Origin of the sequence: Pantoea sp. UBA7232 (assembly GCF_002473195.1) — a bacterium.
In the GTDB taxonomy this organism is placed as follows: domain Bacteria; phylum Pseudomonadota; class Gammaproteobacteria; order Enterobacterales; family Enterobacteriaceae; genus Pantoea; species Pantoea eucrina.
In genome coordinates this window covers 255,266-268,619 of record NZ_DKTK01000018.1, presented here as the reverse complement: position 1 = coordinate 268,619, position 13,354 = coordinate 255,266, and the positions used below count along the sequence as shown (strand labels likewise).

Sequence of the window (13,354 nt, the reverse complement as noted above, 5' to 3'; positions counted from 1 at the left end):
TCACATAAACAGAATGACTCTTCGCTACGCTTAACGAGCCTTATCGGTCGCTTGCTCCCTCTCTCTGAACAGACCCACTTTAAAGATTACTGATCAAAACTCTGTAAAAAACTAAGCGAAATGGTGAGCGCTTTAAGCAATGTTAAGGCAAAGCCAGTTTCTCCATTATCCTATTTTTACACTAATTCTTTTTACCCCTTCTGACCAAAAGAAGAGTATGGATCTCCAGAATTACAGTTTTAGCCAGCATCTTTCAGATCTGCTTCTTGCTGGTGACCAGTTCACTTCCACTGTAGACCCGTCATACCTGACTTCTGGTGGCGTTTACATGCTCAGGAGCTATGATGCGGTGGGTAGGCCAATAACTGTTCCCAGAGTGCTGGATAATGACCCGTACGGCATTCTCTATATAGGCATGGCAAAGTTATTTTCTCACCGTACAGGTGACATGGCTCGTTCGTTTAGCAAAGACTATCTGCAGCTTAAACATGAGACAGGAAAGCGATATTGGAACGATATGAGATTTCAGGAAAAGTTTCCGTATGCATATCTGCAAGTGTTCATGTGGGTGAGCACCACCCCAGCTCTGCTTGAAAAAGAATTTTTTATAGACTATTTGTCCAAGTATGGCGATACGCCTCCACTTAATAGGATTTAGCCACTTAATCTGCTGTTTTCATCCGCTACAAAAACGTTGTTGAGGAAAAATTCAGCGAAAAAGGGGCAGTCTGCCCCTTAAATGCTACGGTATCAAACGTGATAGTAAATGGCGGAAAAGCGCATTGAGAGCCATTTTTGTTACCCAAATCACTGGGATTAGATAGGGTTGAGGTTTGCCATTTGGGTCAATGAAAAACGATTTGAGTCTCATAGTAACTCCTTTAACTGACTTTACAGTGGACCCAAACTACCTCACAATAATCTTGTTAAATCGTAGGTAAGGTAGTTCGGTAACGATACATCTTACTGTTGCGGATCTTTAGTGTGATAAAGGCTGGGAGCATTGCCGTGCTTTCCAGCTTTTTTTTTGTCTTGAGTTACCTCCTGTTCAAAAATGTGTCCTGCATAAAAAATCAACATTGATTAACACATTCTACATGCATCTGCGATAGATGGCAGTCATGTTATGATTGCCTTTAGTTTGTATTTTTTTGAGCTTGTGAATCATATTATGATTCTATAAAAATGTCTCCTAAAAATAAAAATTGATATTTTACAAGGCGTTGAGGTTTTTTGTAGCAAGTGCCTTCATTCGAGAATATAGTCGCTATTTTAGTCAGCATTCTTTGCTTAACAAGAGTTGATTTTTGGCAATAAATCAGTCTTGGTTGCCGGGAAAAGTCCTGGATCCGCGTGGCATAAGGCTTGGATTAGCTGTCAACGGCTTCATACTTTTTTTAATAGTATGACTGAGCGCGTAAATCTCAATCGAAGGCGTAGAGTTCAACATCTTGGCGAAGGTAAAAAAGGACAAATCAGGAAAAAATTTGAGTTTGAGGTGTAGAAAATAGAAATCGATAATCACTCGCTTACTTCAAAATTTTAGCTAATCGTTCGTTACCATTACCCATCTATCCATCTTCTTTGGAAAATTTGCTTAATGTCCAAAACTCAACTTGCTCATAAATCATCTGTTGCATCAGCTTCATTACGCATTTGCATTGATCCTGCAGACATTGCGCTGTTTCAAGCTGCAGTGTTCTACCGTGATCTCACATTGTTAAAAATCTTCGGTCTCAAACCTGACGATGTGCAGCTTAAAGATCAGCTTGCAGTAATGGGAAAATACTCCGCTGACCGTAATGCTCAACGCAGGCATGAACAATCGAAGGTTAACAAACAGCTTAAAATTTTAACTAAAAAGCCAGATATAGCGTCACCATCACCCACTTTCCAACGTCATGCGGGAGTTAGTAAGTTAGCATCAAAGAATGTCACCTGACCTTTCACATAGGGTATACCTGAGTTGAAAACAGGTTTCGTGAATAATGTTGTTCACATAGGGTTATTAGTCTTTACTCTACATAGTATTTTCACGTAGAATAAACTCATTGAAACCCATTGTGAACAACAGGCCAACTATGAAGACAACTGCTCACATATACCTTCGTGCATCGACCTCTGACCAGGATGCTACTCGTGCTCTCCAGACAGTTAATCAGTTCGCTGAAGACCACCAGCTAAAGAACGTGGTTCACTACGTTGAAAACTTCTCTGGTGCAAAGTTGGAGCGCCCTGAACTGACCAGACTGCTCAACAACGCGAAGAAGGGCGATCTGATTCTCGTCGAGAGCATCGACAGGTTGACTCGCTTACCAGCCGCACAATACGAAGAACTGAAAGCGACCATTGCTCAACATGGTTTACGGGTTGTCGTGGTTGACCTGCCAACATCACACGGTGCATTGAAAGCATCAGCAGATGACAGGATCATTCAGTTGATAAACGGTCTGATGGTGGATATTGCCGCTCACTATGCCCATGAGGACTACACCAAACGTCGTCAGCGTCAATCACAGGGTATTGCTAAAGCAAAAGAAGAGGGTAAGTATCAGGGACGCCCAGCAGACACAGCATTACGTGACAAGATTGCTCGTTACCTGGTTAAAGGCAGCTACACATATGCAGAGATAGCAAAAATTTGTGAGTGCTCTGTGGGAATGGTGGCAAAAGTGAAGAAGCTCACGTGTGATTAACTTTACCGATAGCTATCTATGGTCGGATCAAGTGTTTATGTGACCAGATCTGACCAGAATTCTTCTCCGCTCTCACAGCGCATCTGTGCAGATATTTTTGGGTCCCTCTGCGAAAGCAAGGTAACTCAACTTTCAGAACCACTTAGCACCCGTACACAGACTCCACAGATATTTTCCCAGCCACCCCCCTTGCCTGTCTGTTAAATCCACCCCTAATTTTTAAAAAAAAGGTAACCCTATGAATGGTAAATAACTACACCAACCTCAAGAAGGATGCTGAGCTATCAGCCTACCTCGCACGTATTGCTGAAGAAGACAGAAGACGCGAATATTTACGCCAGCAGGCATATAAAAACGTAAAAGCAACTGCTGATCAGTTGCGCGCACAACCAGTCGAACCAAGCTATTACTACCAAAACTCGACTGGTGGCAGGGTAGGGATCAGCAGCCTGCCAATTGCACTTTATTGACCGTTCTTAGCCACACATCCCCAAGTAGCAAAATCTTGTATTGCTTCGCTCAGTTTGTCCGACATAGAGGGCATACTCTCAGCCATATTTTGCTCCAGCGCGATCCCATAGTTAGTACATGTGCTGACATCACCGTCTGGCGCATTCTTCCTGATGGAAGCCTTCATCTGATTAATCTGCGCACGGCTCATACCTGTCTCTTGTGCCATAACACGCGCAGCTTTTTCCTGTAGTTCAGCAGGACTTTCCCCAAAAGCATGGGCTGCATTGCTGAGAAGAAGCGAGCTTGTCAGAAGCATTGAATATTTTTTCATCTGATTGTCCTTAATTTTGAGAATGTATCTTTAGGGTTATCGGCAATACAGAAACAAAATTGAGTGTTTTTTCAATCGTTATTGTTGTATTAATATTGACATTATGTTGCAATGATGCTACATAAAACTTATGTGTTCTGAAAATTTGTTCTTCGTGTTCAGACTCCCACTCTCGGTCTTGATGCTTTGTTGTTTTCCTTACCTCCTGAATGATGCTGCCAAAGATGAGTCACTTTCTCAGCAGTCGATGACCTCTTTTATCAAATATCTCTCTTGTCGTATTCGCAAAGACTTCTCTCCAGCGGTCAAAATCCTGTGTATCCCGATGTTCTTGCAAGTTCTATCGTTCTGGCAGCAGGTGCAAAGCCACTCCTCCTTGCAGGGTGGTCGCAAGTGGTCTTTGCGAATTCTTCCCCGCCTTCTCATGGAAACGTGAGAGGGCAATTTTTATTTTTATTCAAACGAGACCTTAATAATTATCCCTGCACTCGTATTAACCTTTAGTGTTATTGCCGTCTGCCGTCTCGAAACAGCCTGAAGGGGCGTTAATGCTTGAAGTAAACGAACTCCTTAAGCTGATGGAGTCACAGCAAGAAACCAGCGTGACCATTGATCAACATCAATAGCAAACAGAACACCTCGCAGACCTTGAAACTGAATGAATCGCCACGGGTTAACAGACACCTCAGAGTCATTTAAGATGGCAATCAACAGGTGGTAATGCTGGCTTCAGTCCATCCCTTCTGAAAAGAAAATAACTTCTAAAAAAATCCTATTTAGGATTATCTTAATGATTTTATTCGCTTTTTTGTGTTGATCATCTTCTCCGGCTTTAGTAGTGTTGTTCATGAGTTAACCAACTAAAGAGGTTTTTATGAACAACGTCGTAGCTTACAGTTACTCAAGCAAGGCAGAAGTTGAAGACATGCTTCAGGAAATGGCGAAAGTTGATTCGCTGTGGAATCTGGAAGAGATAACACGCAGGACTCATCAGCATCGTTTTGACTCTGATGATTTACGAGCTTACTTTCTGAGTAAAGGGAAGGAAATGCTCGCTACAGCATGTTGATAATGAGATCCCCGCTGGCTCTGATAGCTGACGGGGATTTTTGATTTATGTGCTCTGCGGCTTTCTTGCAGCTTGTTTTTCGTCTGCTAACTTTTTCATTTTTTTAATACGCTGCTCCTTTTCGTACCTTGTTATATACCACTCGTCCAGAAGCATCTCTATCATTCCAATGAGTACCGTCGCTTCACCGGGATTAACTTCAACTATGGTGTTGATGTCCTTTTCCATATGAGCGCCGATGTTACCAACCTTCCTAATACCGTCAATTGCGTCCCACATATTGCTGTCTACTTTGTCTTCAAGAGCCTTTATTGCCTTGCTCAAATTTTCTTCTTTAACCTGCCAAAAGTCTCTGATCATGCCCTGCAATGCGCGTCTTGATAAAGTAGCTGATGATTTGGGGGATAGCTCTACTATTGCGCATGCTTCTTTGTAATCGGTAATGATTGCCTCAGGTATATAACTCGGGTAGGTTTTGGCACGTCCTTTCAATCCTGAAGGAATTATTGATTTTTTTTTGGTACTCGAATGCAATAAAACTGACTCATCAGTGAAAGGAGGAACCCAATATGGCGTTTCTTCGAGAGTTATAACTGCTTTATTACAATCAGGATTAGGGCAGGTAATGCCTTTAAATTGGTAACAATTAATTTTTGATAAAGATTCTAAATCAATTTTTGCATAATGAAAGTCATTATCTTTAATTATTGCTGCAACGTCACAATGTGGACACACCCAAGACATAGCTTTCTCCATAACCTTAATTGATCAGTATAATTTACGCTAACTCTTTAGTGGATTATAGATCCTTGTTGGCGAAACATTGAACTAATCTATCCTTTCTTAATGATTTTATTTATTATTTTCTTCTTCATCCTTAACCCAATCAGGGGCATTAGCCATTAACACGTGATTTGGGGTGTGGTGATTACCTATACCATATCTTATTTCTGAGTACCCCATAATAGGCAGTAGCTCCAGATCTCTGGCACCATCAATAACCTTGTCCAGTGGGTAATCGTGGAACACAAGCCCATTGTGGAACTCAATTTTACAAACCTTCGTTGCTGTATTGACTGTGATTGTACGGATCATGCGTTTAATAATGATCTGTGCTTCTACCCTGTCTTTTTTAACAGTCAGGTCAAGATGGTTGATTGTATCCAGCTTGCTCGATTGGTCACGCTGGTGGGTTGTTGCAATCTCTTTCTCAGCCTCTTTTATCTGCTTATTCAGTGCTCTCAACTCACCAGCAACTGATTCAGTGTCATCCGTCAACATAGCCAGCTTAACAAGCCTCTCTCGTTGCTTCTGTAGCGTTTCCAGCTCAGACTGAAGCTTACCTATTACCTCACTGTTATCACTGCTTAGATTGAGCCTGTGAGCGTTGTACAGCAGCCCCTGCACCAATGCTCTGTCAGTCTGCAATCGGGATATGCCTTTGGCGTTACAGCGACCTTCGTATTTCATTGAACAGCGATAGTTACCTGACCTCTTTGCAGTAACACCAGTAACGATCATGATGAAGCCACACTCTGCACAGCGCATAACGCCTTTGAAAAGATTCGTTAGCAGGGGCTTATCAGAGGATGGTCTGCGTCCAGAACCCTCTTTAAGTTGCTGCACAGCGAAGAATTGCTCTTGTGTGATAACAGCAGGGTAGTAGCTTGGTATCTCCTGCACGCCCTTTACAACCATTGACTTCGACGGGACTTTGTAGCCAATCACCGCACGATTGCTGAGAAGGTCAGTTATCGTCGATTGTGACCACTCACCAGTTTTTGATCTGAACTGGTTCAGGGTGACAAATCCTTCTTCGTTCATTTGTTTGGCTATCTTTACATGAGACAGACCATCTAACCTTAACTGGAAGACACGCTGAACAGCTTTCACGTTTTCGGGAATCTGTTCAAACGACTTACCATCTTCAGAGACCTTCAACCACGCTACACAGCGACGAGACATTATCTTGCCCGTTGATTCTGCATCACGACGTTTGTTAGCCCACGCTGATTGAAGCCTCTTTGACTTAGTAAGCGACTCTTCGTGCGCTCTTTCCATTACCAGCATCGCTTTGATCATAGACAGGCTATCTCTTAGCGATTCTTCTTTGTACCAGCTATTGTCCACCAGCGTGACCACTTCAACGCCCGCTCTCAATATCTTCCGAAGTTGTTCGCCAGCCTTGTCAATGTCCTGTCTGGAAACTCTATCCAGTGATTCCACCAGCAGTACAGAACCCGGTTCAATGTAACCAGACTCTACTGCAGCAAGGAACTCACCAAATGCACCCGATTTAGCATTGGCACCTGAGTAGCCACTTATACCCAAATCCTGATAACGCATATGCTCATCCAGCACATAGCCGGGGTTTTGTTCCAGCCATGAGTTTATAAGTCTGCTCTGGCGTTTCGTGCTGTCACCAGTGGATTGCTGTCTTGTGGAGAACCTGACATAAGAAATGGCTTTTGGCATAGGGAAACCCTGAATAGTCTGCTGATCCAGAGTGTATCATAAGGCAGGTTACATCAGTACCACCCGGTTAACGCCGCGCGCGTGCAGGCCACGGTTTAGCTGGCGCTCCGCCTCGCCACGGGCAAAAAATGCCTGATGACGCACTTCAACGCCATAGCTGAAGCTGCGCGGCAGGCTATCCAGAAAGCGCCACAGATCGTCAAGCTGTGCCGGTGAAAAACTCGCGGGCAGCTGCAGCCAGTATTGCCCCAGGCGCGTGCTGAGCGGATCCAGCAGGCGAAAAAAATCGCTGACTAAATCATCACAATTACGCAGAGCAGCCTGATGAGAGATGGTTGCGGGAAATTTAAAGCAGAAGCGGAAATCGTCATGCGTCATGTCGCGCCAGCGCTGCACCACCTCAGGTTTTGGCAGCGCATACAGCGTTGTATTCCCTTCTACGCAGCTAAACAGACGCGCATAATCCTCCAGCGTGTGCAGACCAAACTGTTTCCACTGCGGGTGATGCCATTGTGGTAGACCAATACGAAGCGTCAAAACGGACTCCGGATGCCGGTTGTAAGAGAAAGCGGGCAGAGGATAACGCATAAATGCCGATGAATTAGCTGCTTTGCAGCAGCTCTACTTATCCTGCCTGGCTTTTTCCATTATAATAGCTGCCTTTTTTGCGGCAGCATCTTCAGAGGTTACGCGCCCTGATGCTGCCTGGCAGCAGCGGCGAAGTTAAAAGGATACGTTATGCGTACAGAATATTGCGGACAGCTCAACCTGTCTCATGTGGGTCAGCAAGTTACTCTCTGCGGCTGGGTTAATCGCCGTCGCGATCTCGGCAGCCTGATTTTTATCGATATGCGTGACCGCGAAGGGATCGCTCAGGTGTTTTTTGATGCCGATTATCAGGAGGCTTTCCAGCTGGCGTCTGAGCTGCGCAACGAATTCTGCATCCAGATCACCGGTACGGTGCGCGCGCGTGAAGAGAAAAACCGCAACAGCGATATGGCGACCGGCGATATCGAAGTGTTTGCCCACGCGCTGACCATCATTAATCGCGCGGAGCCGCTGCCGCTGGACTCCAACCAGGTCAATAGCGAAGAAGCGCGTCTGACCTATCGTTACCTCGATCTGCGTCGCCCGGAGATGGCACAGCGCCTGAAAACGCGCGCCAGAATTACCAGCTTTGTTCGCCGCTTTATGGACAGTGAAGGTTTCCTGGATATTGAAACGCCGATGCTGACCAAAGCAACGCCGGAAGGCGCGCGCGACTATCTGGTGCCAAGCCGCGTGCATAAAGGCAAGTTCTATGCGCTGCCGCAGTCGCCACAGCTGTTTAAGCAGCTGCTGATGATGTCCGGCTTCGATCGCTACTATCAGATTGTAAAATGCTTCCGTGATGAAGATCTGCGGGCCGATCGCCAGCCTGAATTTACGCAAATCGACGTTGAAACCTCCTTTATGAGCGCGGAAGAGGTGCGGGAGAAGATGGAGCGCCTGATCCGCGAGCTCTGGCTTGAGATCAAAGGCGTTGATCTGGGTGATTTCCCGCTGATGACGTTTGCAGAAGCGATGAACCGCTACGGCTCTGATAAACCCGATCTGCGTAATCCGATGGAACTGGTGGACGTTGCCGATCTGCTGAAAGACGTAGAGTTTAAGGTGTTCTCTGGTCCGGCGAACGACGCCAAAGGACGGGTTGCTGCGCTGCGCGTGCCGGGCGGTGCGACGCTGACGCGTAAGCAGATTGATGAATATACGAAGTTTGTTGAGATTTATGGTGCACGTGGCCTGGCATGGATGAAAATCAACGCCCGCGCCAGTGGCGCTGAAGGCGTGCAGAGTCCGGTGGCTAAATTCCTGACGCCTGAGATCGTGGAAGCGATTCTGGATCGCACCGGCGCGCAGGATGGCGATCTGATCTTCTTTGGCGCCGATCGCGCTAAAGTTGTGGCGGATGCGCTGGGTGCACTGCGCCTGAAAGCTGGCCGCGACCTGAAGATCACCGACGAGAAAGCCTGGGCACCGCTCTGGGTCATCGACTTTCCGATGTTTGAAGAGGATGACGAAGGCGGTCTGGCAGCGATGCACCATCCGTTTACCTCACCTAAGTCGCTTACGGCGGAGCAGCTGGCAGCCGAGCCGACGCAGGCAGTGGCTAATGCCTACGATATGGTGATCAACGGCTACGAAGTGGGCGGCGGCTCTGTGCGTATCCACAACGGGACGATGCAGCAGACCGTGTTCAGCATTCTCGGCATTACGGCTGAAGAACAGCAGGAGAAGTTTGGCTTCCTGCTGAACGCGCTCAAATATGGTACGCCGCCGCACGCCGGTCTGGCGTTTGGCCTTGATCGTCTGACTATGCTGCTCACCGGCACCGATAATATTCGTGACGTGATCGCTTTCCCGAAAACCACGGCGGCAGCCTGTATGATGACGGAAGCACCAAGCCTGGCAAATCCAGCTGCGCTGAGCGATCTGGGCATTCAGATTGTCGCGAAGAAAGAAAAGCCAGAGCAGCAGTAATGGGCTTTAAACATCCGGTATCGGTGCTGGTGGTGATCTTTGCGCGAGATACCGGCCGGGTGTTGATGCTGCAGCGGCGCGATGATCGCGGCTTCTGGCAGTCGGTCACCGGCAGTCTGGAGCCGGGTGAAACGCCGGCTCAGGCTGCAGCACGCGAAGTGGCGGAAGAGCTGGCGATCGATATCTGTGGCGAAGGGCTGCAGCTTGAAGATTGCCAGCGGCAGATTGAATTTGAGATCTTCCCGCATTTTCGTCACCGCTATGCGCCAGGCATAACGCACAATCGCGAGCACTGGTTCCGGCTGGCGCTGCCGGCTGAACGGATGCCGCTGCTGAGTGAGCACCTGGCTGCCCGCTGGCTGATCGCTGAAGAGGCTGCGGCGTTAACCAAATCCTGGAGCAATCGCCAGGCGATTGAAGAGTTTATCTGAGCGAGCGCCGCCGCGTGTTTTCCGGTGGCAACCAGGGTAAATTCCACACATTCGACGAAGCGTATTCCCTTCGTCCAACTATCGTGTGCTGTTTTATCAAACCGCACCGCTAACATTGAGCAGTCAGGCGTTATCGGCGCAGCGCAATTGTTCATCGTCAGCGCCACCACCGCCGCGCAGATCTCTGCGTGCGGATGGCGTGGATGCTGCCGGGGATAAGAGCGCAGGCAAGATAGCCTGCACCCTGTAAAAGATCGGAGAAAATGTAAGATGGCTGGTCACAGTAAATGGGCGAACACAAAACATCGTAAGGCGGCGCAGGACGCCAAGCGCGGCAAGATCTTTACTAAAATCATTCGCGAGCTGGTCACTGCCGCGAAGCTGGGCGGCGGCGATGCAGGTTCTAACCCGCGTCTGCGCGCAGCGATGGATAAAGCGCTCTCAAATAACATGACGCGCGACACCATGAACCGCGCCATTGCACGCGGCGTCGGCGGCGAAGATGATTCCAATATGGAAACCATCATTTATGAAGGCTACGGTCCGGGCGGCTCTGCGGTAATGATCGAATGCCTGAGTGACAACCGTAACCGTACCGTCGGGGAAGTGCGCCACGCCTTCACCAAAACCGGCGGTAATCTGGGCACTGACGGCTCTGTCTCCTATCTCTTCAGCAAAAAAGGAGTGATCTCCTTTGCTCCGGGTCAGGATGAAGATGCGGTGATGGAAGCAGCACTGGAAGCGGGTGCGGAAGATGTGGTGAGCTATGATGACGGTGCCATCGATGTCTTCACAGCGTGGGAAGAGCTGGGCAACGTGCGTGATACGCTGGAAGCGGGCGGTCTGAAAGCTGACAGCGCTGAAGTCTCCATGATCCCGTCAACCAAAGCGGAACTGGATGCAGAAACGGCACCAAAACTGCTGCGGCTGATCGATATGCTGGAAGATTGCGACGACGTGCAGGAGGTTTATCACAACGGTGAGATCTCTGACGAGGTGGCGGAAACGCTGTAATGGCGTGGTTATTTTTCCGGCAACCGGAGGCGTGCTGTGGCGATTATTCTCGGGATTGACCCCGGCTCGCGCATTACCGGCTACGGCGTTATCCGTCAGACCGGCCGTCAGCTGAGCTACCTGGGCAGCGGCTGTATCCGCACCAACGTGACCGATTTACCGGGACGCCTGAAGCTGATTTATGCCGGCGTCTGCGAAATCATCACGCAGTTTTCGCCTGACTACTTTGCGATTGAGCAGGTGTTTATGGCGAAAAATGCGGATTCGGCACTGAAACTTGGCCAGGCTCGCGGCGCAGCGATTGTGGCCGCGGTCAATGCCGATTTGCCGGTGTTTGAATATGCGGCGCGGCAGGTTAAACAGACGGTTACCGGAACCGGCGGGGCGGAGAAGAGCCAGGTGCAGCATATGGTCCGCACGCTGCTGAAACTGCCGGCCAACCCGCAGGCGGATGCGGCAGATGCGCTGGCTATCGCCATCACCCACTGCCACGTTAGCCAGAATGCGGCGCGCATGAGCGACAGCAAACTGGTGATGACGCGCGGGCGGCTGCGCTCGGGTTAAGCTGCCATCAGACGCGCTAACAGGCTGGATATGCATCCAGCCTTTTTTATGTTATACATAGCCGCTATCACACCGCCAGCGGCTGCGCTGGTCACAGGGAATACCCTGCACCGCTTACTCACAGATTAAGGAATTGCTCAGGTGATTGGTCGTTTACGAGGCAACATTCTGGAAAAACAGCCGCCGCTGGTGCTGCTTGAAGCGCACGGCGTCGGTTATGAAGTGCATATGCCAATGACCTGCTTCTACGAGCTGCCGGAGATCGCCCAGGAGGCGGTCATTTTCACCCATTTCGTGGTGCGTGAAGATGCCCAGCTGCTGTTTGGTTTCAACAGCAAACAGGAGCGCGCGCTCTTTCGCGAGCTGATCAAAGTCAACGGCGTTGGTCCCAAGCTGGCGCTGGCGATCCTATCGGGCATGTCAGCGCAGCAGTTTGTGACCGCTGTTGAGCGTGAAGAGGTCGCCTCGCTGGTGAAGCTGCCGGGTGTCGGCAAAAAAACTGCTGAGCGCCTGGTGGTTGAGATGAAAGATCGCTTTAAAGGCATGCATGGCGACCTCTTTGGCGGCGACTCAGCCTTCACGCTGACGACCCCAGCGGTCGCGCCGGAGAGCAACGACGCTGAAGCAGAAGCGGCGGCTGCACTGGTGGCACTGGGATATAAACCGCAGGAAGCCAGCCGCATGATCAGCAAAGTGGGCAAGCCTGACGCAGACTGCGAAACCCTGATCCGCGAAGCGCTGCGTGCAGCTATCTGAGGTAACACATGATTGAAGCCGATCGCCTGGTCTCGGGCAGTTCATATAATGAAGAAGAGAGCCTGGATCGTGCTATTCGCCCGAAGCTGCTCGCGGAGTATGTCGGTCAGCCGCAGGTGCGCGAACAGATGGAGATTTTTATCCAGGCGGCGAAGCTGCGCGGCGATGCACTTGACCATCTGCTGATTTTCGGCCCGCCTGGGCTGGGGAAAACCACACTGGCGAATATCGTGGCGAATGAGATGGGCGTTAATCTGCGCACGACGTCAGGGCCGGTGCTGGAGAAAGCGGGCGATCTGGCGGCGATGCTCACCAATCTCGAACCGCACGACGTCCTGTTTATCGATGAGATCCACCGTCTCTCCCCGGTAGTGGAAGAGGTGCTCTATCCGGCAATGGAAGATTATCAGCTGGATATCATGATCGGTGAGGGGCCGGCCGCCCGCTCAATCAAGCTTGATCTGCCGCCGTTTACCCTGATTGGCGCGACGACGCGCGCCGGGTCGCTGACCTCCCCGCTGCGCGATCGTTTCGGCATTGTCCAGCGGCTTGAGTTCTATAACGTGCCGGATCTGCAGCACATTGTCAGCCGCAGCGCGGCCTGTCTCGGTCTGACGCTGAGTGAAGAGGGCGCGCTGGAAGTGGCCCGTCGCGCACGCGGCACCCCGCGTATCGCTAATCGCCTGCTGCGCCGCGTGCGTGATTTTGCCGATGTCCGTGCCGCAGGCAACATGAGCGGTGACGTGGCGGCCAGCGCGCTGGATATGCTGAATGTCGATACGCAGGGTTTTGATTACATGGACCGCAAGCTGCTGCTGGCGATTATCGATAAGTTTATGGGTGGCCCGGTAGGGCTGGATAACCTGGCGGCGGCAATAGGCGAAGAGCGCGAAACGATCGAGGATGTTATAGAGCCTTTCCTGATCCAGCAGGGGTTTATTCAGCGTACGCCGCGCGGCCGTATGGCCACGCAGCACGCTTACCGGCACTTTGATATCGTGCGCGAAGAGTAGGGTACAGTACGCTGGCAGACAAAAAACGGGCA

Annotated in this window: 14 protein-coding genes and 1 pseudogene; 11 read left to right on the top strand and 4 right to left on the bottom strand. The window is 49.7% G+C overall.

Translation table 11 applies throughout. The features are described 5' to 3' along the window. The first annotated feature begins 217 nt into the window (after positions 1-217). The 4 genes from B4056_RS15760 to B4056_RS15745 all read left to right on the top strand — a co-directional run bounded on the left by B4056_RS15760 (position 218) and on the right by B4056_RS15745 (position 3,166). The gene (locus tag B4056_RS15760; RefSeq protein ID WP_288655267.1) at positions 218-658 is read left to right on the top strand and encodes a hypothetical protein; all 441 of its coding nucleotides are present in this window, start codon (positions 218-220) and stop codon (positions 656-658) included. A gap of 942 nt (positions 659-1,600) precedes the next feature. Then, positions 1,601-1,942 (top strand): hypothetical protein, encoded by a 342-nt coding sequence (locus B4056_RS15755; RefSeq protein ID WP_288655265.1) that lies wholly within the window; start codon positions 1,601-1,603, stop codon positions 1,940-1,942. Between the two features lie 139 nt (positions 1,943-2,081). Continuing rightward, positions 2,082-2,696, top strand: a complete 615-nt coding sequence (locus B4056_RS15750; protein ID WP_288655264.1) for a recombinase family protein — start codon at positions 2,082-2,084, stop codon at positions 2,694-2,696. Positions 2,697-2,938: 242 nt separating this feature from the next. Beyond that, positions 2,939-3,166 (top strand): hypothetical protein, encoded by a 228-nt coding sequence (locus tag B4056_RS15745; protein ID WP_288655262.1) that lies wholly within the window; start codon positions 2,939-2,941, stop codon positions 3,164-3,166. Here the strand turns inward: B4056_RS15745 and B4056_RS15740 are convergent. Continuing rightward, a complete protein-coding gene (locus B4056_RS15740) occupies positions 3,160-3,480 on the bottom strand; it encodes a hypothetical protein (RefSeq protein WP_288655259.1) in 321 nt (106 codons plus the stop codon). The two genes, B4056_RS15745 and B4056_RS15740, sit on opposite strands and share 7 nt — an antisense overlap. 874 nt (positions 3,481-4,354) lie before the next feature. Here B4056_RS15740 and B4056_RS15735 point away from each other — a divergent pair. Further along, a complete protein-coding gene (locus tag B4056_RS15735; RefSeq protein ID WP_288655257.1) occupies positions 4,355-4,549 on the top strand; it encodes a hypothetical protein in 195 nt (64 codons plus the stop codon). Positions 4,550-4,594: 45 nt separating this feature from the next. On the opposite strand, the gene B4056_RS15730 is transcribed toward B4056_RS15735, so the two are convergent. The 3 genes and pseudogenes from B4056_RS15730 to B4056_RS15720 form a co-directional block, all read right to left on the bottom strand. After that, entirely contained in the window at positions 4,595-5,293 is a 699-nt protein-coding gene (locus B4056_RS15730; RefSeq protein WP_288655254.1) for a DUF4145 domain-containing protein, read from the bottom strand. Between the two features lie 108 nt (positions 5,294-5,401). After that, the gene (locus tag B4056_RS15725) at positions 5,402-7,024 is read right to left on the bottom strand and encodes a recombinase family protein (RefSeq protein ID WP_288655251.1); all 1,623 of its coding nucleotides are present in this window, start codon (positions 7,022-7,024) and stop codon (positions 5,402-5,404) included. Positions 7,025-7,078: 54 nt separating this feature from the next. Next, a pseudogene (locus B4056_RS15720) lies at positions 7,079-7,561 on the bottom strand (DUF72 domain-containing protein); the annotation flags it as partial. Positions 7,562-7,762: 201 nt separating this feature from the next. Here B4056_RS15720 and aspS point away from each other — a divergent pair. From aspS to ruvB, 6 genes are all read left to right on the top strand, one after another. Next, the gene (gene aspS / locus B4056_RS15715; RefSeq protein WP_039384894.1) at positions 7,763-9,544 is read left to right on the top strand and encodes an aspartate--tRNA ligase; all 1,782 of its coding nucleotides are present in this window, start codon (positions 7,763-7,765) and stop codon (positions 9,542-9,544) included. Further along, positions 9,544-9,975: a dihydroneopterin triphosphate diphosphatase gene (gene nudB / locus B4056_RS15710; protein WP_288655249.1), complete on the top strand. Its 432-nt coding sequence runs from the start codon at positions 9,544-9,546 to the stop codon at positions 9,973-9,975. The genes aspS and nudB overlap by 1 nt, the downstream gene beginning before the upstream one ends. 270 nt (positions 9,976-10,245) lie before the next feature. Further along, positions 10,246-10,989 carry a YebC/PmpR family DNA-binding transcriptional regulator gene (locus B4056_RS15705; protein WP_039384891.1) on the top strand — a complete coding sequence of 248 codons (744 nt, stop codon included), beginning with the start codon at positions 10,246-10,248 and terminating at the stop codon, positions 10,987-10,989. Between the two features lie 36 nt (positions 10,990-11,025). Next, a complete protein-coding gene (gene ruvC, locus B4056_RS15700) occupies positions 11,026-11,553 on the top strand; it encodes a crossover junction endodeoxyribonuclease RuvC (RefSeq protein WP_039384890.1) in 528 nt (175 codons plus the stop codon). A 141-nt stretch (positions 11,554-11,694) separates the two neighbouring features. Then, positions 11,695-12,309, top strand: coding sequence for a Holliday junction branch migration protein RuvA (gene ruvA, locus B4056_RS15695; protein ID WP_039384888.1), 615 nt, complete (start codon positions 11,695-11,697; stop codon positions 12,307-12,309). 8 nt (positions 12,310-12,317) lie between these two features. Further along, positions 12,318-13,322: a Holliday junction branch migration DNA helicase RuvB gene (ruvB, locus tag B4056_RS15690; RefSeq protein ID WP_065649104.1), complete on the top strand. Its 1,005-nt coding sequence runs from the start codon at positions 12,318-12,320 to the stop codon at positions 13,320-13,322. The last annotated feature ends 32 nt before the right edge of the window (positions 13,323-13,354 follow it).